This is a genomic window from Runella aurantiaca, from assembly GCF_003339505.1.
GTDB classification, from domain to species: domain Bacteria; phylum Bacteroidota; class Bacteroidia; order Cytophagales; family Spirosomataceae; genus Runella; species Runella aurantiaca.
The window spans coordinates 218,431-240,704 of the sequence record NZ_QPIW01000008.1 but is presented as its reverse complement, the minus strand read 5'-3'; the positions used below and the strand labels follow the sequence as shown (position 1 = coordinate 240,704).

The 22,274-nt window shown below is 44.4% G+C and carries 17 protein-coding genes; 1 reads left to right on the top strand and 16 read right to left on the bottom strand.

The features are described from left to right. A partial coding sequence (locus tag DVG78_RS30335) for a hypothetical protein (RefSeq protein ID WP_229598212.1) occupies positions 1-194 on the top strand: 194 nt, incomplete at its 5' end. A 98-nt stretch (positions 195-292) separates the two neighbouring features. Here DVG78_RS30335 and DVG78_RS12530 read toward each other — a convergent pair. The 16 genes from DVG78_RS12530 to DVG78_RS12455 form a co-directional block, all read right to left on the bottom strand. Beyond that, positions 293-1,924 carry a carboxylesterase/lipase family protein gene (locus DVG78_RS12530; protein WP_114461409.1) on the bottom strand — a complete coding sequence of 544 codons (1,632 nt, stop codon included), beginning with the start codon at positions 1,922-1,924 and terminating at the stop codon, positions 293-295. A 4-nt stretch (positions 1,925-1,928) separates the two neighbouring features. After that, a complete protein-coding gene (locus DVG78_RS12525) occupies positions 1,929-4,322 on the bottom strand; it encodes an alpha-L-rhamnosidase-related protein (RefSeq protein WP_114461408.1) in 2,394 nt (797 codons plus the stop codon). 51 nt (positions 4,323-4,373) lie between these two features. Then, a complete protein-coding gene (locus DVG78_RS12520) occupies positions 4,374-5,276 on the bottom strand; it encodes an alpha/beta hydrolase (protein WP_114461432.1) in 903 nt (300 codons plus the stop codon). A gap of 66 nt (positions 5,277-5,342) precedes the next feature. Continuing rightward, complete coding sequence (locus DVG78_RS12515) at positions 5,343-5,633, bottom strand: Dabb family protein (protein ID WP_229598211.1); 291 nt, start codon at positions 5,631-5,633, stop codon at positions 5,343-5,345. A 245-nt stretch (positions 5,634-5,878) separates the two neighbouring features. Further along, entirely contained in the window at positions 5,879-7,069 is a 1,191-nt protein-coding gene (locus tag DVG78_RS12510) for an MFS transporter (RefSeq protein WP_114461407.1), read from the bottom strand. Between the two features lie 34 nt (positions 7,070-7,103). Beyond that, on the bottom strand, positions 7,104-9,296 hold the full coding sequence (locus DVG78_RS12505) for a glycoside hydrolase family 3 C-terminal domain-containing protein (RefSeq protein WP_114461406.1): 2,193 nt from the start codon (positions 9,294-9,296) through the stop codon (positions 7,104-7,106). Between the two features lie 12 nt (positions 9,297-9,308). Continuing rightward, the gene (locus DVG78_RS12500; protein ID WP_114461405.1) at positions 9,309-11,036 is read right to left on the bottom strand and encodes a GH35 family beta-galactosidase; all 1,728 of its coding nucleotides are present in this window, start codon (positions 11,034-11,036) and stop codon (positions 9,309-9,311) included. Between the two features lie 15 nt (positions 11,037-11,051). Further along, entirely contained in the window at positions 11,052-12,191 is a 1,140-nt protein-coding gene (locus tag DVG78_RS12495) for an esterase (RefSeq protein WP_114461404.1), read from the bottom strand. A gap of 204 nt (positions 12,192-12,395) precedes the next feature. Then, positions 12,396-15,242 (bottom strand): TonB-dependent receptor, encoded by a 2,847-nt coding sequence (locus DVG78_RS12490; protein WP_114461403.1) that lies wholly within the window; start codon positions 15,240-15,242, stop codon positions 12,396-12,398. Positions 15,243-15,448: 206 nt separating this feature from the next. Further along, positions 15,449-16,351, bottom strand: a complete 903-nt coding sequence (locus DVG78_RS12485; RefSeq protein ID WP_114461402.1) for a helix-turn-helix domain-containing protein — start codon at positions 16,349-16,351, stop codon at positions 15,449-15,451. A gap of 275 nt (positions 16,352-16,626) precedes the next feature. Beyond that, positions 16,627-18,924: a glycoside hydrolase family 3 protein gene (locus DVG78_RS12480; RefSeq protein WP_199563242.1), complete on the bottom strand. Its 2,298-nt coding sequence runs from the start codon at positions 18,922-18,924 to the stop codon at positions 16,627-16,629. 41 nt (positions 18,925-18,965) lie between these two features. After that, a complete protein-coding gene (locus DVG78_RS12475) occupies positions 18,966-19,352 on the bottom strand; it encodes a hypothetical protein (RefSeq protein ID WP_114461400.1) in 387 nt (128 codons plus the stop codon). A 51-nt stretch (positions 19,353-19,403) separates the two neighbouring features. Next, entirely contained in the window at positions 19,404-20,162 is a 759-nt protein-coding gene (locus DVG78_RS12470) for a cyclase family protein (protein WP_114069185.1), read from the bottom strand. 99 nt (positions 20,163-20,261) lie between these two features. After that, the gene (locus DVG78_RS12465; RefSeq protein WP_114461399.1) at positions 20,262-20,567 is read right to left on the bottom strand and encodes an antibiotic biosynthesis monooxygenase family protein; all 306 of its coding nucleotides are present in this window, start codon (positions 20,565-20,567) and stop codon (positions 20,262-20,264) included. Beyond that, a complete protein-coding gene (locus tag DVG78_RS12460) occupies positions 20,564-21,517 on the bottom strand; it encodes a fumarylacetoacetate hydrolase family protein (protein WP_114461398.1) in 954 nt (317 codons plus the stop codon). Before DVG78_RS12460 ends, DVG78_RS12465 begins: the two co-directional genes overlap by 4 nt. Positions 21,518-21,523: 6 nt before the next feature. Beyond that, on the bottom strand, positions 21,524-22,264 hold the full coding sequence (locus tag DVG78_RS12455) for an SDR family NAD(P)-dependent oxidoreductase (protein ID WP_114461397.1): 741 nt from the start codon (positions 22,262-22,264) through the stop codon (positions 21,524-21,526). Between the last annotated feature and the right edge of the window lie 10 nt (positions 22,265-22,274).

Genomic DNA, 22,274 nt, shown 5'->3' with positions numbered 1-22,274 from the left:
AGCGGATGCCTCAAAAAAAGAGGATAAGTCTGAAAAACACGAGGAGGATAGGTCGAGGTCTTGAAAATCAATCTTTTGCATCCGACAAATTTATGCCTTTTTTCCTTAGCCTGACGGCTATGGTGTTTTTCACCTGCAAAATAAAATGGTTAGCGATAAAGGTGTTGGCCGTGAAAACGCCCCCAACTGCATGAAATCAATTAGTAAATTTTGGAAATAAAAAGAGAACACGGATTTAAAGGATTCCTTCGGAAACACGGATTTGAAAAATCTGTTTTCTCCATCTATCTGATTACAGTCTCCCCACCTCTCTCCATACCTTCAATTCATCTTTAAATCTATCGTTGATTACTTCCAATTTCGTGTCAATTCGCATGGTGGGGCGTTCCTTTAGGTTATAGGCAGACCATGCTGGTGCATCTTTGGCCGAAGGTTTTCCGGTCTTGGCAAAATTTGTCCATAACTCGGCAAAATTGTGGGAGGCTATGGCTTTTTCGGGCTTGTTTCCGCCAAAGAAGCTTGGCTTGTTAGCGGCTTCGTTATTGAATTTGAATGAAATATCCATGGCATGAGGGGTACCCATTTCGTATTCCGTTCCGGGTATTTTCATCTCCGATTTATATCCAAAATTGTAGAGATAAACAGGAGCACCACCTTCTTTTACTTTTTTCTCCGCAATATCTACCGAACCAAGCCCCATCAAAGTAATGGACGAAATAGCAATGTAGATATCAGCAGCGGAGGCGTTGGGTCTTGCCTTACGGTAGGTGTCAATTATTTTTTGAGTATCAGCACCATATTGTAGTTCAAGCTTTTTGAATAGTCCCTCAAAATCATATTTCACAAAATCGGTTTCTTTCCTTTCCCACGCAAAGAAGGTATGTTCATCTTCATTCCAGCCTACCAAGAGCGGTTTGTTTTTAGAAATCGCGGGTGCCGAAGGGTCGAAGGGATGATGCGGAAGGGCTTTACCATCCACCACGGGGCCAAAGCCACCATAGTTTCGTCGCATAAATCCTGCATTTCTGTTCTTTTCAACGAATGGCGGAACAAACGGCAATTTGCCTTGCATAGCCAACAAATCCGTTGCAGGTATTTCAAGCAGCTTTTTCCAATCTTTAGGTTGGATATTCAACTCTTTCAAAAGCATCAGCGTGGTTTCTTGGGCAATTTCCTTTGGGGTCATGCGCACACCCGGCCCGCTTTCAATCGAAGCTTTATTGAAATAAGGTGCTGCCGATGGCATGGCGTAGAGACACGACGTTTTGGCGCCACCACCTGATTCGCCCCAAATCATGACGTTGTTGGGGTCGCCCCCAAATTGAGCAATGTTCGTATTGACCCATTTTAAGCCCTCCACAATGTCCAACATGCCGTTATTGCCCGAGCCTTCGTAGTCTTTTCCGCCTAATTCGTCTAAATAAAGAAAGCCCAATAATCCCAAACGGTGATTGGTTTGAACTACTACTACATCAAAGTTTCGGGCCAAATTAGCCCCATCCTGCCCTGCTGACCCACCCGACCCAATCACAAAACCACCCCCGTGGCTGTAAAACATCACTGGCCGTTTTTTATTATCATTGGCGGGTGTCCATACATTCAAGAAAAGACAGTCTTCGGATGGAGCCGGCTCATTTCGCCTTGGGTTTTGGATAGCAGGCGCACCCAAAGTAAGGGTATCTTTAACGCCAGCCCATTTTTCAAGTGGGGCGGGTCGGCGGAATCTTCTTTCGCCAGATGTGTTGCCCGCATAAGGCACGCCTTTGAAAATGTTTACACCATTTTCTCGGTATCCTTTTATTTTGCCAAAATTGGTCTCAGAAATAATGAATTCTTCAATCAATGAATTGGAAAAAGCATAATTTGCAACCGACAAACCTGCTACCGAAAGGGCCGTTTTGTTTAGAAATTCTCTTCTTTTCATGGTTCTAAATATTGAATAGATTCATACCTTCTTTCAGAGCCAACGTTTTCCCTTTCCAAACCAAATTACCCGTTATGGTTTTGGGTAGTTCTATCTGAATCTTCCATTTGCCATTTTCCAATTTATAACTAGCCGAAATACTCCCCTTGGGGTGTGGCATCGTTCCGTTTATATCAGTCATCTGCCCCAAATGCGGGGTAATCTTTACTTTTGAAAATGCCAAGCCATCGCTGTCTACTCCTAAAATAGTACGGTAGAATTCGATGTTAGGACTTGAACCCCAAGCGTGGCAGTCAGAGCGAGTTTTGTCCACATCTGAGGTTTCGGCCCAAGTGGTAAGCCCCATTTGAATATTTTCGCGCCATTTATCGAGCCATTTCAAATAGTCATTGCCTTTGCCTGCTTTGATGAGTGCTTGGTGCAAATAGTACTTAAAATAAATTGAGGCTGGGGCGAGTTGGTTATTGGTTAGTAGTGATTGGGCAATTTGTTTTGCTTCCTCGCTACTTGCTAAACCCGTCAGAATAGCCAGCGAATTAGTATGTTGTGAAAACTCGTCTTTTTCTTCACGGTCGGCAAAGAGTTTTTTGGTAGCGTCCCAATATTTGGCTCTGATGGTATTCTTTAAAGTGGCTATTTCCTTTTGGTACTGAGCGGCAAAGACAAGGTTGCCCAATTTCGTTTCTAAATCTGCCGCTACTTGATACGCCCAAAGCAATTGAAAATCAAGCACCGCCGAGGTACCGTTGGCACTCATGGGGCCAGCACCTGCCCGCCATTCTTTCTGGTTATCCACCCAATCGGTAAACATCCATTGAGGGGTGTTTTTTAGTCGACCATCGGCTTGTTGGTAGCTTTTGAAATAGGCCAAAATCTGACGAGTGCCACTTATTTTACTTTTAACAAACTCTACATCAGCCCCATAACGGGCGTAGTCTTGCAGCATACCAATATACCAAAGCGAAAACGTAGGGATAAATTGCGGGGTGTAAGAGGGATGCCTACTCAAGGTTACGCCCTCTGGCGTTCGTGAAAAATCCATGAGATTGATGGCATTTTTTACCAGCCGGTCGTCGCCACTGTTGTAAAGCGACACCAATGCCTGTATGCGGCCATCGCCGATGTATTGGAGTTGCTCATAATAGGGGCAATCCATATACGTTTCATACGCACAAAGGCGAGCGGTACGCCAACCAATTTCCAGCATCTTGTCCATCTCGGGCTGATTAGCAGACAATTGGGCATTCATTTTAAAAGGATAACCGGTAAATGTACCGTAAATATCATTCAACGTAATTGCCTCACTTTGAGTGACAATGCTCAGTTGCAAATAGCGATAAGTACGGTAGGTAAGGCTGGTAAATTTCTGATTTTGACTTCCGTCCGAAACCAGGCTATCTGCCCGTCCTACAAAGTTTTTACCCGTAGTTTCGTTTCTATTACCTTTGCCTCCCGATTTTGCAAAAAGTGCCTCGGCATATCTCAACGTAATGGTAGCAGCCTTGCCTCCACTAAATTCTACGTTTGGATAAGCGTTGGTCAAATAACTTTGGTCTAAAATGATATTTACTTTTGAGTTGGCAGGTATCAGCACCTCTGATTTTTTGGCAGGAAAATCAGCAAGCAAGGCCGTAATACCTTCGTTACTAACGACTTTGGCCAATCGCTCATCTTTCAACTCCATTTGAGGTATGATAGATGGCACAAGCATCCAGCCACTCATCGTACCAAAAGCGCCTAAAATGTTTTTCGGCACACCTCCACCCACTGGCCTTGCCTTTTGCCAATTTTTATCGTCAAAGCCTTCACTTTGCCAATTTTTGGGGCTTAAAGCCATGTTACGAACCTCGCCAGCCCCAGCTACATAATAGCCTCTAGTTCTAAAAACCAAAGGAGCAAAGCTGTTATCTTTCTCACAAAGCCAAGTATTATTGGTATTTATGTCTTTTTCGGCAGAAGTGTTTCCTTGTAAAATAAAGCCAGTTCGGTACGTTATCTGAGCCTCAGGTTTAAATTCTCCTTCATTCCAAACTTGGGCAGCTACAATGTTTTTGCCTGCTTTTAAATAAGACGCAATGTCCACAGTTTCATAATTCCAATGGGCAATATCGCCACGGGCAGGGCCCATCGAAACCAATTTTTCGTTCACAAAAAGTTTGTAACGATTATCTCCCGAAACATGAATTTTAAAGCTGCTGGGTTTTGCGGCCAAATCAATGGTTTTGCGGAACATATACACACCATACCCATCGGTGGTGGCGGTGGGCACGGTAATCCATTGTGCGTGCCAGCGTTTATTGATAACATCAGGTTCTCCCGTGGGTGGGCCGAACTGGGCCTTCAGAAGAATTGATGTTAGTGCTACTAAAATCAAGGCAAGGACAACTACTTTTTTCATGATGAATGGGTTTAACTTAAATTTTCAGGATGCATTTATTTTCAATCAACCCTACTTCAATTCTTTTTTCAGAAAAGCCATCACTTTCGTTCGTATTTCATCTACATCGTACATTTTGCCAAAGTGAGGTGCATCTTTGACGATGATGAGTTCATTGGCGACACCGTTGGTCGTTAGCCAAGCACTCAACAACTGCGAATGACGGGGGGAAACCAAGTTGTCTTTTTCGCCGTGAATCAACAGAAATGGAGGGTCGTTTTTGTCAACGTAGGTTACGGGGCTCGCCGCTTTGGCCAAGTCGGGACGGGCAAGCGGTGCCGCGCCAATGAGCAGTCCTTCGGGTGATTTGGCGTCGTCTGCCCCAGGAAATAAAATCAATTCGGCTGGCCCGTAAAAATCAACGACGGCTTTGATTTTGAATTTCGCAATTTGCTTATTCATATAAAAATCAGGCACTTTGCTGTTGTGCGCCAAGCCCAAAAGCGATGCCAAATGCCCGCCCGCCGAGAATCCCATCAAGGCGATTCGGTTTTTATCCAAGCCATATTTTTCGGCATTGTCGTACAAAAAAGACACGGCACGATTACAATCTTGGATTTGGGCCGGAAAAGTAGCTTGCGTAGCCCAACGATAATCTATGGACGCTATGGCAATACCATTGTTTATCAAGGCCGATACGGTATTACCCATGTAGCCAATATCGGCGGTTTTGTCATTTCCAATCCATCCACCTCCATGAATAAAAACCACCAAAGGCAGATTTTTGGGCGCATTGGCGGGCAGATAAATATCCAGCAAATGCTTTTTGAGCGTATCACCGTTGTACGGAATATCCCCGTGCAGTACAGTTCCTTCGGGAAAGAGTTTTAAGACACGGTTGGTTTGCGGTTGGGCATTAACAAAAAATGACTGTAACAGCAGCAGCGCAACTAAGCGTAAAAAGTTGATTTTCATTTGGGTAGCAAAATTTAAAGGGTACATTTCTTATCAAAAGCGAAGACCGAATAGATATATTTCAACTCAAATCTGATAATCTATTTCCAGAAAATCATCCACATTTTTCAGCCAATAGTTTTGCACAAACATCACATGCTCTGGATGGTTGGAATAAAAATCGTATTGCTCCTGCGTTTCAAATTCCATTGAAATCCCGTATTCAAATTTGTTTTTGGGGCTGATTTGTTTCAATACTTCAAACTTTTGAACATCCTGAATAAAGGCAAGTTTGTCAACCGCATCAAAAAAAGCCTGCTTTTGGTCGGCGTTTATGGCGTCTTTGAGTTTGAAAATGACGGAATGTCGAATCATCATTGAGTGGGTTTATTTCTAACATTAGTACAAGTTTATAGCGCTTTTGTACAGAAAGTATCCTGAACTCACCTGTATTTACCCAAAGTGAGACAATAAGTAAGAATAAAGGCGTCAGTCACGCTAAGTCTCACAGAAGCAATGATTTAATATCAAGCGAACCGTTCTCTAACAATAGTGTCACGCTAAGTCGCAAAGACGCAATGATTTAATGCACGAGCGGGCCGTTCTCCAAAAATTCTGTCTTTTTAAAGCTTTGACGGTTCTTTCAATTTCATCACGAAAAATAAGCCGATTAACGCCAATGCCGCCGCCACCCAAAGAAAAGCCGAAGGGTCGATTTTGTCGGAAAGGACTCCCGACAGGGCAGGCACCATTACTCCACCAATAATTTCTGCAATGGCCGTAATAAACCCTAACGCTTTGGCTTTCAGATGGTCGGGCACCGACTCGGAAGGCAATACAGCCGCTACGATGGGGAGTAGTCCCATCATAAAATAAGTCAGAAACATGGCTGGAAGATGCAACACAGAACCTACCAAAAAATAGACCGCAAAAGGGTAAAACATACCCACCACCATAAAAATCAGCAACACTTTTTTACGTCCGATTCGGTCAGAAAGCCCGGGAACAATAACGGAGGATAAAAGCCCCGACACGCCCAAAAGCCCCATGGTTTTGCCCATTTGGTCGGCCGACATCCCCTGAGAATTGACAAAATAATTGGAGATAAACGGTAGTGTAGCAAACCACCACCCAAACACACAGCAAGCCGCCCCGATGCCCCATTTGATGTTGTTGTATCGTAACAATTCGGCGATATTGAGGGTGGATTTCTCTTGGGTTTGCACACTTTCAGCGGTTGATTTTTTGACAAATTTCCAAGCCAGTAAACCCAACAATAAACCTGGCGCTCCTGCCACAAAAAAGGCATTGCGCCACCCTATATTTTCGGCAATTTGCACCAAAACAACAGGTGCTAAAATAGAGCCAAACAAAGCAGAACCTACCCCTTGCAAAATCCCTGCGTTTATGCCCAGTCGGTGAGGTGAAGATTCGCGCTCCACAAAGTTTTGGGCCAACGGTATCACGGGCCCTTCGGCAAAACCCATGACGAGACGGGCTATTAGCAACGTAACAAACGAAACCGCCCAACCAGAGCCAAATGAACAAAGAGAGAAGGTAAAAACGGCGGCAATGAAAACGAGTTTTTTCTTATTGTGGGTTTCGGCCCACGCCGTAGAGAAAAAACTCGAAAATGCCCACGCCAACGACAACGCCCCCGCCAAAAGTCCGATTTGCGTGTTGTTGAGTTGAAGGTCTTTGGCTACGTAAGGCATCAAAAAATTAAGCGCCAAGCGGTCGAAAAATAAGCACCCAAAAGTGAGTGCCATCAACAACACAATGCCGTTTTCGTAGGTAAAAAATCCTTTTTTCATGTTTGAAGTGAGGTTTAGGGGTAATTAAAAAAATCTATTTACTCACTGTAAATGTATTTTGCAATTTAATAGTCTGCGATGAACTGCCCATCAACACTTTTACGCTTCCCTCTTCCACTTCCCAGCCCGAAATTTTGTCGTTCCACCAAGCTAGCGATTCAGCATTTAGCATAAACGTTACTTTTTTGGTCTCGCCCGCTTTCAAGTTTACCCGTTGAAAGCCCTTAAGCGCCTTTACTGGACGAATCACTTTAGATTGGGGATGCTGAATGTATAATTGTACCACCTCATCGCCATCGCGGCTACCCGTATTTTTTAGGTCTGCACTCACGGTAATGCTTCCAGTCTTGGGCATCGTTGCACTGCTCAGTTTCAAGTTGGTGTATTGAAATTGAGTATAGCTCAAGCCGTGACCAAAATGATAAAGTGGTTCGCCTCTAAAATACATGTAAGTACGGCCATTGGTGATGTCATAATCCATCATGCGAGGAAGTTGGTCAAGCGATTTTGGCCACGTTTGAACCAGTCGTCCCGCTGGATTGTAGTCGCCAAAAAGTACATCGGCAATGGCACTGCCTTGTTCTTGGGCAGCGTGTGTAATGTGAAGAATGGCAGGCACATGCGCCTGACTCCAATTGATGGCGTAAGGAAAGCTTGATGTCAATACCACAATGGTCTTGGGGTTGACGGCAAAAACTTCTTTGGCCAAATCTTCGGCTGGCAAGTCGAGCGACTGTCGGTCACGGCCTTCTCGGCCTTCGCCGCATTCCAAACATTCTTTGGTTGAACCGTCGTGGTTGAACGCTTCCCCCAGATTTTTTGTGCCGCACATCGGGTCATTTCCTATGACTACAATGACATAATCGGCGGCTTTGGCCGCATTTACTGCTGCATTGTATTCATTATTTGGCACAAAGTTGACGTTTACATTCGAACCCAATTTGTTTTTCAAGCCTTGCAACACGCTGATTGCATATGGGGTAGCTCCGCTGTAAAAATCAAACAATACGGAGTCGGCATGAGGCCCAATCACGGCGATTGTCTTTACATTCTCTTTATTCAAAGGCAACGTATTTTTATCATTCTTCAATAAAACCACCGATTCACGGGCCACTTGCAGGGCAACGGCTTTGTGTTTTTCAGAATTCCACGGTTCAGATTCGCCATTTATACCAATCGTTTTATAAGGATTTTTATCAGAATTATCGAGCAACCCTAACTTCAATGCCGCTTTTATTTTTCCTCTAATCGCCTTATCAATGTCCGTTTCCGTAACCAACTCAGCCGCCAAAGCCTTGTCCAAATCAACTTTAATTAAGCCGGGAAAATCAAGAAATTGATTCATCCCAACTTTTATAGCTGCCGCTACCACCTCTTCTCTAGTTTTGAAATATTTATGCTGATTTACACCGTGTCCAATCGAGAGAAAATCGGATGATATTACCCAATCAGCACCCCATTCTTTGGCTACAACTTCTTTCAATATCGGGTGGACGGTCATAGGAACGCTGTTCCAGGCATTGTACGACGCCATGTATGATTTTGCACCACCTTGGATAAACGTCATTTGGAAAGGTGCCGCGTAATACTCCCGCATGATTCGGTTATTGAAATCTGATGATGACCGTGCACGGGTGGTTTCGTTGCTGTTGGCAAAGAAGTGCTTGAGCAATGAACCCGCCATCCAATAGTTTGGATTATCACCCTGAATACCCTTCGTAAGTGCGGTCGCCATCGTTCCTACCAAAAACGGATCTTCGCTAAAACTCTCATCGTTACGGCCCCAGCGAGGGTCACGAGCTAGGTCAGTGGTGGGTCCCCAGAGCATCAACGACGCAAGTTTATATTTCTCATTTTGCGTGGCATATCTGGCTTCATACCCCATCACATTCCCTGCTTTTTTCATCAATTCAGGATTCCAAGTAGCCCCCATGCCATACACTTGCGAAAAAGACGTAGTGGGGATGGGCTTCGCTCCCATTTGGGGAGGTTTTACGAGGGCTTGGTGGATGCCTTCGGCGCTCCCAGGCGAAGAGATATTTAGGCGTGGCGCATTATAATCCAATATAAATGCGACTTTCTCTTCGAGCGTGAGTAAAGAGAGCACATTATTCACGCGTTGCTCGATTGTCAAATCGGCATTTTGGAAAGGATAAGTTTGCTGTGCCTGTAGGCCAATGAAGCCACTGAATACCAGCGTGAAGGATACAATTATTTTGTTTTTCATGAGGTTTCAGAATTAAAATCTATATAATCTGATTTTAAGCGTTGTAATTTTATCTCCCGGCAAACTTGCTTTTTGCTCATCGCCATTCCAGCGCTTGGTGGCGACAAATTTGTCATTTTCAAACTCTCCTTCTTCGATGGATAGAAAACCTAAATGCTCAAATTTGATACCCTCTTTCAACTCAAAATGTAGCTTTACGCCATAACCTACTACATAAAATTCATCAGCCGCATTCTGAATGAGGATGGCCGAGCCAATATCCTCAGGAAGCGCACCAAACGGCCCCGCAGGCATGGCTTTTGCTTTGTCTTCTTTTGTTTCAGAAGTGGGTGGGCCAAACGACATTTTGGCTTTCCCTTCATTTTCCAACGATTTCCCAAAATCAATGCTGAACCCTGGTTTTCGTGAACTCGTTGCCACTAATTTATAATCCCCCATTTTCAGTTCCTGACTTTCTTTGACGGGATTAAGGTACACCGCTTTCATTTTCTCGCTGCCGTAATTTTGGGTAATTGTTCCGGCCATTTGCGAAACAGCTTGGTAGGTACTTTTCAGCAGATTCAGATTGTTGATATTTTCTTTGCTTTTCATTCGTTCGCCGTCAATGCCAAAGGGTGCAAAGCCCAAAGCATTGTATTTCCCAATGGCGTACAAAGCCCCCGCAGGCATCAGCGAACTTTCGGGGATAAACAGCGTATTACCACCAAAAGTATAGGCATCAAAAAGTTCGTCGTACTCAATAGTGTATACATTGGGTGAATAAAAATCCAGCGCCCTCCCTCCTGCCCGATACGCATCCAATACGTGAGGATTGATGGTGCCATGTGGATAAAAGCCTCTTTTGTTGTACAGCCAACCATTACAAAAAGCGGGTAAATCGTGTTGTTTTCTACCTTCGGCAGTGATATAATTGATGTATTTTGAATAGTGGTAAGCCATAAACAATTCTTCGGTGTAGTGCTTGTATTCACCCTGTTCGGTACTTTTTCCTAAGATTTCTTCCCACGTTCCTTTGGTTTTGTAACCGTTGTCGGCCCATGCTTTTTCCAGTGCTGGAAACAATTTCCCCTTGTTGGTTTTGAGGTAGTTTATCATATCATCAGGAATGGCGCTTTGCCATGCTTTTAAAGCCAGCGGAGACAAATCACGGTAGTTTTCAAAACAGCCCGGCTCATTTTCCACCTGCGTCATGATAACCGTGTGTTGCTTATCCACTTCTTTGAGGTGTTGCATTAAAGCGGTATATGCCTTTGCATCGGCATTCCTATTTTCTTCGCTAAATGGCGACAAGATTTCGAGGGTCTTGCCATTTTCGAGGGTGTATCTTTGAAAACGTTGGGGATTGGTTTTTACCCATTCTGGCGCGTAAGTGGATGCAGTACTTTTCCAACTTCCAAACCATACCAACACGATTTTTAAATTCTCTTTTTTAGCTCCTTCAATCGCCGCATCTACCAATTCAAAATTGTATTTGCCTTCCACAGGCTCCAGCAATTCCCAATACGCATAAGCCAAAACCGTATTGAGGTGCAAGTCTTTCATTTCTTTCCACACCCTTTGTAAAGCGGCATTGTCGGAGCCAGTAGAATTATGGAGTTCTCCCCCCAAAATGATGAAGGGTTTACCGTCCACCATCAGCTTGACAGCCCCATTTTCCTTTTTCAAATAGGGTAATTGCGCGGTAGAGGTGAATGAAATTACAGCAAATAGAAGTGTGAGGAAGCGAATCGTGATTTTCATAAAGTATCAGTTCTTTTATTTAAAAAGCAAGGGAGCAAATTCGGACAGATTCCTACGCCAAGCCAAAAAAGTATGGGCACCAGTGCCGTTTTGGTAGGTATATTTTATACCAAATCCATCAAACATTTTCATCATATTCAGGTTGTTTTTGTAGGCAATGTCCTGTTCACCTCCCATATAAATCGTAAAGTTTTTGAATTGATTGATTTCAGGATTGGTCATCACAGTCGCGTGCTTTTCCGTAATTTCTTTGATGGCATCAGGAAAATACCCCGTACTCATGGGAAACACATGACTGAAAAGCGTAGGGTTCCACAAAGCCAAGTTGATGGTTTGGATACCACCCATGGAAAGGCCCGCCACTGCCCGGTGCTCTCTTTTGGCAGAAACAGGGTAGTTTTTCTCAATAAACGGCACAATGTCTTGCACAAAATCACGGCAAAAAGGGTCCTGTTTGTCGCCGGCCCCCATGAAAAAGCCCTGAACGGGCGTATGACCTGCGGGCATCACCACAATCATCGGTTTGAGTTTACCTTCGGCATAGAGATTATCCAGAATCAAATTGGCACGACCAGCGGTTGTCCAAGAGGCATCGTTGTCGCCACCGCCGTGAAGTAGATACAATACAGGAAGTTTTTCTTTTTTGCTGATTTCGTCATAATGCGGTGGTAAATAAACGTGCAAACGACGGGTAATTCCACCTAAAGCCGAAGAAGTGTATAGTACTTTTTCCAATTTGCCGTGTGGCACATCTTTCAGACTTTGAAAATCATTTTCGGCTCCTTTCACTTCAAAAAGGTTGGAAAAACCCGAGTTTGATTCTTTGTATTGTGCATTTTTCGGGTCAAAAACCTTTAACCCATCCACCATAAAATCGTAGGTATAGACATTTGGTTTTACGACATAATCCGTGGTAAATGTCCATACCCCTACGGCATCTTTGGTGAGTTTATCCGCACCAAATTGAGGCGCATAATCGCCCATCACAGTCACTTCCGAAGCTTTGGGCGCATAAATACTGAATTTCACCTTACCGCCAGCTACGATTTGCATTGATTTCAGGGTATCGTTGGGCGTGGGGGTGCGTTGAGGAAATTGCGCAAATGCCGCATTGAAAAGAGCGAATGTCAACAGGACGAATAGGATGTTTTTCATTGTTTTGCCAGTCAATATTTTAGTATAGTTTCAATAAAAAATTGCACAAATTTAACCATAACAATGTCAAAAAGATGGGCATAAATCGCCAAAAAATAGGCAAAATCAATCAGATAAGACCATAATACTGCAACTCATGAACAACAAACATTAAAAACGGGACAGAGTAACCTCCATCCCGTTTTTAGGCTTTTCAACCTACCATTAAAACTTATAACTCAGCGTCAGAAAATAGGCTCTTGGCATGATAGGTAAAGTGGCATAAATGGCCTGTTTGTTGGATTCTAACATCTGTTTCGTAAAACCTTGGGTATCCAAAGCGGCAGGAAAACCTCCAGGCGCGGCCCAACCCATGATACCATACGTATTGAGAATGTTATTTACCGATGCATTGGCCTGAATATTTTTCGTGATTTTGTACGAGGCATTCAAATCAAAAGCGTTGAAAGACGGCAATTGGAAGGCATTTCCGACGTTTGCCCAGCGCTTGCCCATGTATTGCCAGTTGAGAGATGCCGTCAGCTTATCATTGCTGTAAGTGGGCGTCACGGTAAACATATTGGCGATATTATCGTTTTTACCACCATCATAAGTTACTTTCACATCATCAGCAGGGCCATTGGCATTGGCCAACCATACACCAAATTCTTTTGCCACCGAAGTTTGGATTGTTCCAACGGCACGAATACTAAGGTTTTTGCTGAAAACATAATTACCTTCTAATTCCAACCCTTTGGTTTCGATTTTTTGATATACACGAGCGGGGGCATAGTAGGTAGCATCTGCATTTTGGAAAATCTGGAAATTAGGAATATTGCTTGCCAAGGTATAGAATGGCGTAACGAAAAGGTTCAGGTTTTTGCTTTTATACTTCAACCCAAACTCCGCCATTTTGATGTCTTGTGCTTCAACAGAAATGCCCGAAGTAAGTTGTTGATTAGCAATGTCCATGAAATAACTCAAATCTGGGGTTTTACGTCCTTGTGAATAGCGACCATAGATGGCAAGTCCATCATTCACCCTATAATTGGCCCCAAATGAGTAGGAGATTACATCACTGAAAGAAAGGCTTTTATCAAAACTTTGCGTAGGATTGGCGGTAAATATACGATTATCGTAAAGCGTTGCGGCGTTGCCATCAGCGCCCGTTGGGCTATCAGGAGTTACGCGTTTGGGCGTAGTAAAGCTTGATTTGATGTTGAAGTTTTCGGCCCGGATACCCCAGTCAATATTCAGCTTCTCGGTTACGTCCCAATTATGGCCTAAAAACAGCGCAATTTGTTTGACCGTTGCTTCATTTTCATAGACGCCACTTCCGCCAAAATTTGTAATACCATTTGGGTTTGTTAATTCAAACTTTGCTCCGCCCAAATTTGTATAGCGAATGGCCACCGTTTTGGGTTGGTCTTCAATCGTCGCAAAACTTTGGCCCGATGGTATCATTGAGAAACGATTGGCCTTGGTTGATGAATAATACAAACCACCCGTGAAGGTCATCTTTTTGAATTTCTTTGAAAGAGTGGCCTGGTCAATTACGTCATTCAGACCTACTTCTCCGTAAGGATTGGGATTATAAAAAACGGCGTTTGGCAATACATCGCTTCCTGGAAGGGTTAGGTTATTGGGGATAAAACGAATGCCACCACCTGCCGGGGGCAATTGTTGCACTGTACCGTAGCTTTGTCCAGTAGCAGGGTTATAAAACTCATACGTCCCGAATCTCGCCACGTTGCCGCTCACCCCGTAAAAAACCACCTGATCAACCCTGAAAGGAAACACCACCGCCGTTGTTTGGCTGATGTTATCTTTGTTAGAAATCTTAAAATTATTGTTGAAAGTCCAACCTTCTCCGAAGTTCTGTTCCCAGTTTAGACCAATTGCTTTTTCAGTGTATGAACCCACTTTGCGGGTATCATATTCAATATCTTTTGACGCACCCGAAAGGTTTTTGGGTACGGTAAATTGCTGTGATTGAATCAAGGTCGAGCTGGTATTGGTAAAACTTCCCGCAGGTCTTGGGTTTTCAAAGTCAACGGAAGGCGTAAATTCAAAAGGGGCCGTATGGTCATCTAAAATCTTAGCGTACAGTTTCAAAGAGCCTGATTTATAATTCTTTACCACATTTGCCTTCACTTGTCCACCATAGCTCAATTTATAACCCGGATATTTAGGGCCATCGGCATTACGGTAAAAACCACCTACGTTGAAAGTCAATGACTTATCTTTTGAAAGTGGCCCACCTACGTTGAAATCGGCACGGTAATAAGGGCTTTGTCCGTTTCCTTCCAAACCAAATCTGGCGCGAACTTCACCCGCCAGCGTCTGGCCTCCCGTTTTTGAAACGTAATTGAATAAACCACCCGGTGCATTTGGCCCTAAAATAGAAGCCGTACCTCCTCTTACAGCCTCAATTCTGTTGAGCGTAGCGTCGGCCCGAAGATAGCCATCGGGCTGCACAAGACCCGAAATACCCATCACAGGCAGGCCGTCTTCCTGCATCGAAACGTAGAAAAAGCCGCCGTTGTAGTTCAATCCTCGGGTATAAATAGCGTTGCCGACTTCTCCCCGTGAAGTATTCACATAAACGCCCGGCAAGTTTTTGAGCAAGTCAGCCGAGCTATTTGGCACAACTCCCTCTATCTGTCTGGTATTCAAGGTAGAAATCGCTACCGAAGCATTCATTTTGGTTCGTTTGTCAAACACTCCCGTTACGACCACTTCATCCAACGCGGCGGCATCATCTTGAAGTGAAATCGACAAGCTCCCCGACTGTGGTACGGTAACGCTCACCTCTTTGCTTTGATAACCAATAAAAGAAGTAATAAGCGTGTACGAGCCATTTTCAACGTTTTCAATCCTAAACGCGCCCGTTTTATCGGCCGAAGAGCCTTTGGTCGTACCTTTGACGATCACCGAAGCTCCAACCAATGCTTCGCCCTTGGCATCCGTAATTTTTCCTGAAATGTTGCCTGATTGGGCAAACGTGGAAATACTGAATAGGATCAACACAAAAAGTGCGAGCATTCCTTTCGGAAGTACATTTTTTTTCATTGCTTTGAATGGGTTTTGTTAAATTCTCAGATGGCAAAACTTTCGGCTGATAGCGCTGGCAGGCGTTATCAGCTTTTTTTATGCAAACAGACTTCTCAATTTGCTTTGATTATTTGCACAAATTCTATGACAAAACTAAGACAAAAAAGACATGGGTTGTGAATCAAAAAAACGCCGATACTATTCAATATCAATCAAATTGAAATTTATTGGTATTCTTTTGGACTGATGCCCGTTTGGCTTTTGAAGAACCGGGCAAAATTGCTGGGTGTTTGATTGCAGAGCTTTACGGCAATTTCGGCAATTTGAAGATTAGAATATTTCAGCAGCGACTTCGCTTCCAAAATGAGCATTTCGTTAAGCAAGTCCTGCGCTGTTTTGCCGGTGGTAGTTTTTACGCACTTATTCAAATGATTGGGCGTAACATTCAATAAATCAGCATAATCTAACACATGTTGCTTCTGATAGATGTACTGCATCAATGCATTTTTGTATTGCTGCGTTACCAGAACTGCTGAATTTTTGGGGAGTTTTTTTTCGGTAGGGACAAATTTTTTCACTTCAATCAACAGCGCCAACAAATACGTAGCAATCAATCCAAAATCCCCTTTCTGGTCTTCCTGATAGAGTTCTTTCAGCCTTTCCAGAATATTCAAAATCGGTTTTTGAACTGCTTTCGGTATTTTAAGTAATGGATTGGCCAGAAACTGAAGAAACGAAAAATTTTCCAAGGGCATTTGTAAACCGCCCAAACGGAAGATTTGAACGTCGAAATGACAAAAAAAGCCACGAGCATCTTCGCTCATGGACTGATGGGTGGTGATTTGATTGGCGGGCAAAAAGAAGAAAGTATCCTCGCCAAATGTGTATTCGTTGAGTCCTTTGCTTCTTTTTGATTCACCTTTGGTCAAAAAAATAAAATCGTAAACCGTTTTGCGGTGAGGAGGCAGAGGAAATTTGATTTTGTCCCGAAAATCCTCCAATCGGTTTATGTGAAAAAGCTCGTGGTGCGCTTCTGCAAACAGGGGTTGCTGCCATTCGATGGTCTCGAAATGAAAACCCGGTGAAATTTCAGGTTTTAAAACAGGTATCTCATTTCCGCTTGCCATGTTTGATTTTCATTGCTTACCCTTCCTAATTTTTTAGTTTCCGATTCTCATTCAGGTTATTATAAATCAGCGAGTTATATATGTTAGCTATAGTAGAACACGGATGACACAGATCCCGAAAACGTTCGGGAACACGGATTTTCAGGATTTATTAAAAATCCTGAAAAAATCCGTGTTGGAACATCCGCGTCATCCGTGTTCTTTTTTTTAATTAACTGATAACCAACATATAGTAAGTCTATTTGAACAGCGACCGAAAGGTCTAAAAGTCTCCTTTACTTCCGATACATCGTTTTACGGGCATCGTTGATAACGCCTTTCCAGTTCATTCCAAATCCGAAATCGTAGCTGTTTCCTTCCGAATCTTTGTGGCAGGTCATGTCATAAGGCACATCTTCGGCTTGCTTTTCAACGGTTTTCATGTCGGCCGGCATTTGCATGGGCAACAGCGCCGAAGGCTCGGCTTTGCCCGAAACGATGTCCAAAATAGCTTGGTCTTGTACACCAAAACTCACCAAAATGGACGAGGCATCTTTCTCAATTTCGGCAAAAACCATGGGATTGGATGCATTGACGGAAACCACGACGGGCTTGCCTTTCATCTTTGCTTTGGTTTCGGTCACTAATTGCGCGTCGGTAACGTTGGCCGTTTTGGTCGATTTGTTTTTATAACCACGGTCAGTAAAATTCTCCAGTGGGTCGCCGCCGGCAATGCTTTTTTCACGGGCATCGGTAGCGGTGTAGTCACCATATTGTAAACTGATGGGAATATAACCGTTGCCGCCTTTTTTCAAATCTTCTTTGTCGTACCCAATGGTGGCCGTTGGATTTTGGATAAACACCAGCGCAAAATCAGCCTCATCGGCATTGTCAGTGACGTTGTAGTACTTTTGGACAATGTCAATATTTACGGGATATTCCGTTGTCGCGGGTGTTTCCACTCCGAGAAAATTACGGCCCGCCGGGGAAAAACGCTTCGGAACATACACGGTCTTTTTCGAAGTGACTGGCAATGCTTTCGCCTGATTTTTCAAAAGCACGACGGATTTCAACTGTGCTTCGTAGCCCGCCTTCATGTATTCGGGTTTCCCCACGATGGCTTTGGTTTCTTCGGGGTTTAGGTAAGGATTTTCAAAAACGCCAACTCTGAAAATATTGCGCAGCAAACGCACGGCTGATTGCTCCATTCTGGCCCTGATTTTTGCTTCGCCGTGTTCTTTTACCCCCAACTGATACGCTTCCAAAATTGGCTTCATATCATTTACGCCACCGTATTGGTCAACGCCCGCCATTAAGGCTTTGTAGTGAAGTTCCCCCAATGAAAGATTCTCTACTCCCCACGATTTACCGTCTAAAAACGAATCCATTGAAGTGTGCAATTTGGTTACGTTCCAGTCGGTACACACTACGCCGTCGTAGCCATATTTGTTACGGAGTAAGTCAGTAATGATGTATTTGTTGTAGTTATTTGCTACGTTTTCGTGGTATTTTTTATCCTGATTCCACGAAATTGTATAATAGGGCATCACCGCCGAAGCCATTTTGGTTTGTCCTTTCAGCTTAAAGGCTCCTTGCGTAAAAGGAATCAAATGAGCATCAAAATTATTGCCCGGATAAACAGCAAACTTACCATTGGCATAGTGTGCGTCACGCCCCGCTTCGCCCGAACCGCCGCCGGGCCAGTGTTTTACCATCGCATTGACACTTTTCGCTCCCCAAACACTCGATTGAAAACCATCGCAATAGGCTTGTCCCATGGCCGCCGAAAGCAACGGACTTTCGCCAAACGTACCATTGAAACGACCCCAACGCGGTTCGGTAGCAATGTCAACTTGGGGCGAAAGAGCCGTAGTAATACCCAAAGCGCGGTATTCGTCCGCCGCGATTTTACCAAATTTTTCAATCAACGTTGGGTCGAATGTGGCGGCCATTCCCAAGGGACTTGGCCACATGGAGATTTCACCGCCCGCAGCCGCGTCAAACTCCGCTTTGGCTCTGGTGCCGTGGCGCGGGTCCGAGCTATTGTTGGCGGGAATACCGAAACCTACACTTTCACAAAATGCCTGCAATTTGTTGTTCCATTGCGCCGCAATCTCGGGCGATTGCACCGTGGTGACCAACACATGACGCAGGTGATCTTTTTTCAAAAATTCCTTTTGCTGGTCGGTCAACTCCGTCGGGTCGGTTTCTCCGGTTTTGAAAGGTTTACCGTTGTACGTTCCGGCAAAATACCCTCCCGCGCGGGCAGGAATGGACTGATGCGACGAATACAGCATCAAACCGGCGATTTCTTCAATACTCAGTTTGGACGCCAAATCTTTGGAGCGTTGGTCATACGGCAAACGCCAGTCTTCAAACGCATCCAGTTTGCCGTTTTTGTTTAAATCTTTAAACGCCAATCCGTTGACGGTCAAAATTTTCACCCCTGACATGGGCGAATAACCTAACGTTTGTCCTCCCTGATTTTCGACCAAATTAAAACTTCCTTTTGGGGTTTCTTTCCATTTGGTTTGGGCATACATCGGCGAAAGCGCGAAGGTTAAAATCAGCAACAGTAAGGTGTACTTTTTCATCATTTACAACTTGGTTAGGTGAATAAAAGGGACGGCTTTGGTTATTTACTTTTCACTTTCGTGGCTTTGCACTCAAACATACCCATCATATTACCGTCAGCATGGTCTTCATCTTTCTTAATGAGATTCATGGTCACATCGTACCCAGCAATGGTAAAGGCTAAAATGACTTCCTGCCCTTTTATTTCTACTGATTTCATCATTACGGGCTCTTCTTTTTTACCGTCCACTTCTTTGACATAGCTCCCTGACAACTTTTCTTCCTTTGAATCAATGAGTGCATGCAAAACTACGTCACCCTCGGGAGTACCTTTTACCATAATATCCCATTTGCCCACAAAATAAGCGTTGGAATCCTGAGCCTTCAGGGCAGTTGAAGTAAGGAGAAAAAATAGGCTTAGAGCGCCGATTGATAAAATATTTTTCATTTGTATAATTGGTTTATATTCGATAATGAATGAATTATGGCCCACAGACCGTCAATCAATAATCGCCACGGCGCGTGTCCAGCCCGCACTTGCGGCTTTGATTTTGGCGGGGAAACAAGCCACTTTGAAGCCAAACGGCGGCAATTGGTCGAGGTTGGCCATTTTTTCGATTTGGCAATATTCTTTTTCGATACCCACGTAATGCGCCTGCCAGATGATACCCGGGCGCGGATTGGCCCGATAATCGGCCGCCTGAATATGCAGCGGAATGTCCCAGCCCCAACCATCGGTGCCCATCACTTTTATGCCTTGGTCAATGAGCCAATGCGTCGCTTTGGCCGAAGCACCAACATGAATTTTTACAAAATCGGGGTCGTGCAAACGCTTATCGGCATCGCAACGAATCAGCACGATGTCAAAGGGTTTGAGGGTATAATTGATGGCCGCCAGTTTTTCGATCAAATCTTCCGGCTCAAACATATAGCCGTCGGGCTTGTCGGTAAAATCCAGCACTACGCCATCGTGAAAGAACCAATCCAACGGCATTTCATCAATCGTACGTGAAGGTTTTCCCTCACTTGTCGGGAAATAATGATAGGGTGCATCCACGTGCGTTCCGCAGTGGCTCGTCACGGTCAGAAATTCCCCTGCGGGGCCGTTACCGTCAATAAACACATCGCCCGCGATGCCTTCAAAGAGTTTTCCCCCCATTTTTTTCGCCCCTTCTTTGTGGTCTTCATAGACGATTTTGGTGGGAAGTGGCTCTTTGATTTCCTCAGAAATCGTCACGGAAAGGTCAATGATTTTCATTTTTTATATCTTAAAAGATTTATATTACTAACAATGAATGACGACGTTTGTAATGACGAGTGACGAATTTTAATCAGTCAAGCAATTATTCGTACTTCGTCATTCAAAACTTGTCATTCCCAAGTCTTCATAATGCAGCACCACAGGCGGATTTTCAAAAAAAGGCCCGATCAATCCGCGCCATTCTTTGAATAATTCTGATTCCCGAAAACCGATAGTATGCGCTTCGAGGCTCTCCCAACGAATGAGCAACACGTAGCGATTTTGCTGTTCGATACACTTCTTAAAATCATGCCCCAAATACCCTTTTGATTGGCTAATCACGGCTTGGGCTTTTTCTAGGCTTTGCTCAAACTCAGCATTCGTGCCCGGTTTGATGTCGATGGTGGCAAGTTCTAAAATCATATTACTTTATTTCTTAAAATTCCGATTCCTTCTATTTCCAATTCCACCACATCCCCTGGTTCGAGTGGACGGTGAACGGTGAAGTTATTTTCAATCAAACTCCCCCAACCCACTGTTCCTGAGCCCAGTATATCGCCTGGCATCAGCGTAACGTTGTTTTCGGAAGCGCGTTCCATCATTTGTTCAAAGGTAAAATACACCGTTTGGTAGTTTCCTTCACAGACCGTTACGCCATTGATTCGTGACGTCATTTTGAGATTAAACCTATCCATTTGAACATTTGGCACCCGAATTGGCTCGGCAAAAACGCTTTCATCAAACGGCATCCGGTATTGCTCCATTTCGTCGGCCGTTACGATGCATGGCCCGATGGCGTTGGCAAAATCTTTGCCTTTGTGCGGTCCCAACGGAATTTCCATTTCCACTTTTTGGATGGCACGGGCGGTCCAATCGTTGAAAACGGTATAGCCAAAAATGTAAGGACGGGCGTCTTCGGCTTTGAGGTCTTTGCCTTTTTTGCCGATGATACAGGCCAGTTCCAACTCAATGTCCATTTTGGTTTCTTTGGTCGGCCGCTTGATTTCGTCGTCGGGCCCGTAAATGGCCTGATGATTGGTAAAATAAAAAATCGGCATATCGTACCACGCCGGTCCGATTTTGTGTCCAAACGACCGAGACGCATTTTGCATGTGCATCTCAAAGCCGATGTAATCCCGAAAACTGCGGGGGTTGGGCAAAGGCGCCAGCAATTGAATTTCCGACAATTGATAATGCGGCTGCACATCGCCTAATGCCTTGATAATAGGAAAATACGCTTCGTGATTATCAATAAAAGTCAACATATCAGTTGGCAGCTTTTCACTGGCCAAATTCATGTCAACGACCTTGTCGCCTGCGAGCCAGCCCGTGCGGGAATCACCCTGTGGATTTTTGAAGGTTACTAATTTCATCTTTTTTTATTTTAAAGGTCGGCCACCATCCACGGGGATAATGCAACCGGTGGTAAAGGTCAGGGTAGTTGCCAACGCCAACACGGTATTTGCGACATCGTCGGGCGTGGCGAATCTATTTAGAGGCGTGGCCTCTCGTTGTTTCTGCAAAAAAGCGGGGTCAAAATTTTTGGTATATTCTCCTTCCACAAACCCCGGCGACACAGAAACCACGCGAACGCTCGGAGCCAAGGCCCGACCCAACGAACGCGTCATACTGTCGATGGCAGCTTTGGACGCACAATAGGCCACGTTACTGCCGATGCCCGTCACCGCTGCAACCGATGAAATATTGACAACGAGCGAAGGCTTGTCGATTTGCGATTTTTCCAGAAGCGGTTTCATGGCCCGAATCATGGCGAAGGTACCGCGTACGTTTGTTTGAAAAATTCGGTCAATCCATTCGTCCGACAATCCGTCCAAATCTTCGTGCGCTACGGGCGTAGTGATGCCAGCGTTGTTGACCAACACATCTAGTTTTTCGTATTTTTCCGCAATAAACACCTTCAAATCAGCCAGTTTAGCGGCATCATTGACGGGTGCATGAAAAACGGAGTGATTGCCTTGAGGAAGTTCATCGCGAAACTTTTCGGCTTTTTCGGCGCTGCTGTTGTAGGTAATGACTACGTCATACCCTACCTCGGCAAATTTTCGACAAATCGCCGAGCCGATTCCTCCTGCTCCGCCGGTGATTAAGGCTACTTTCATTTGTTGCGTA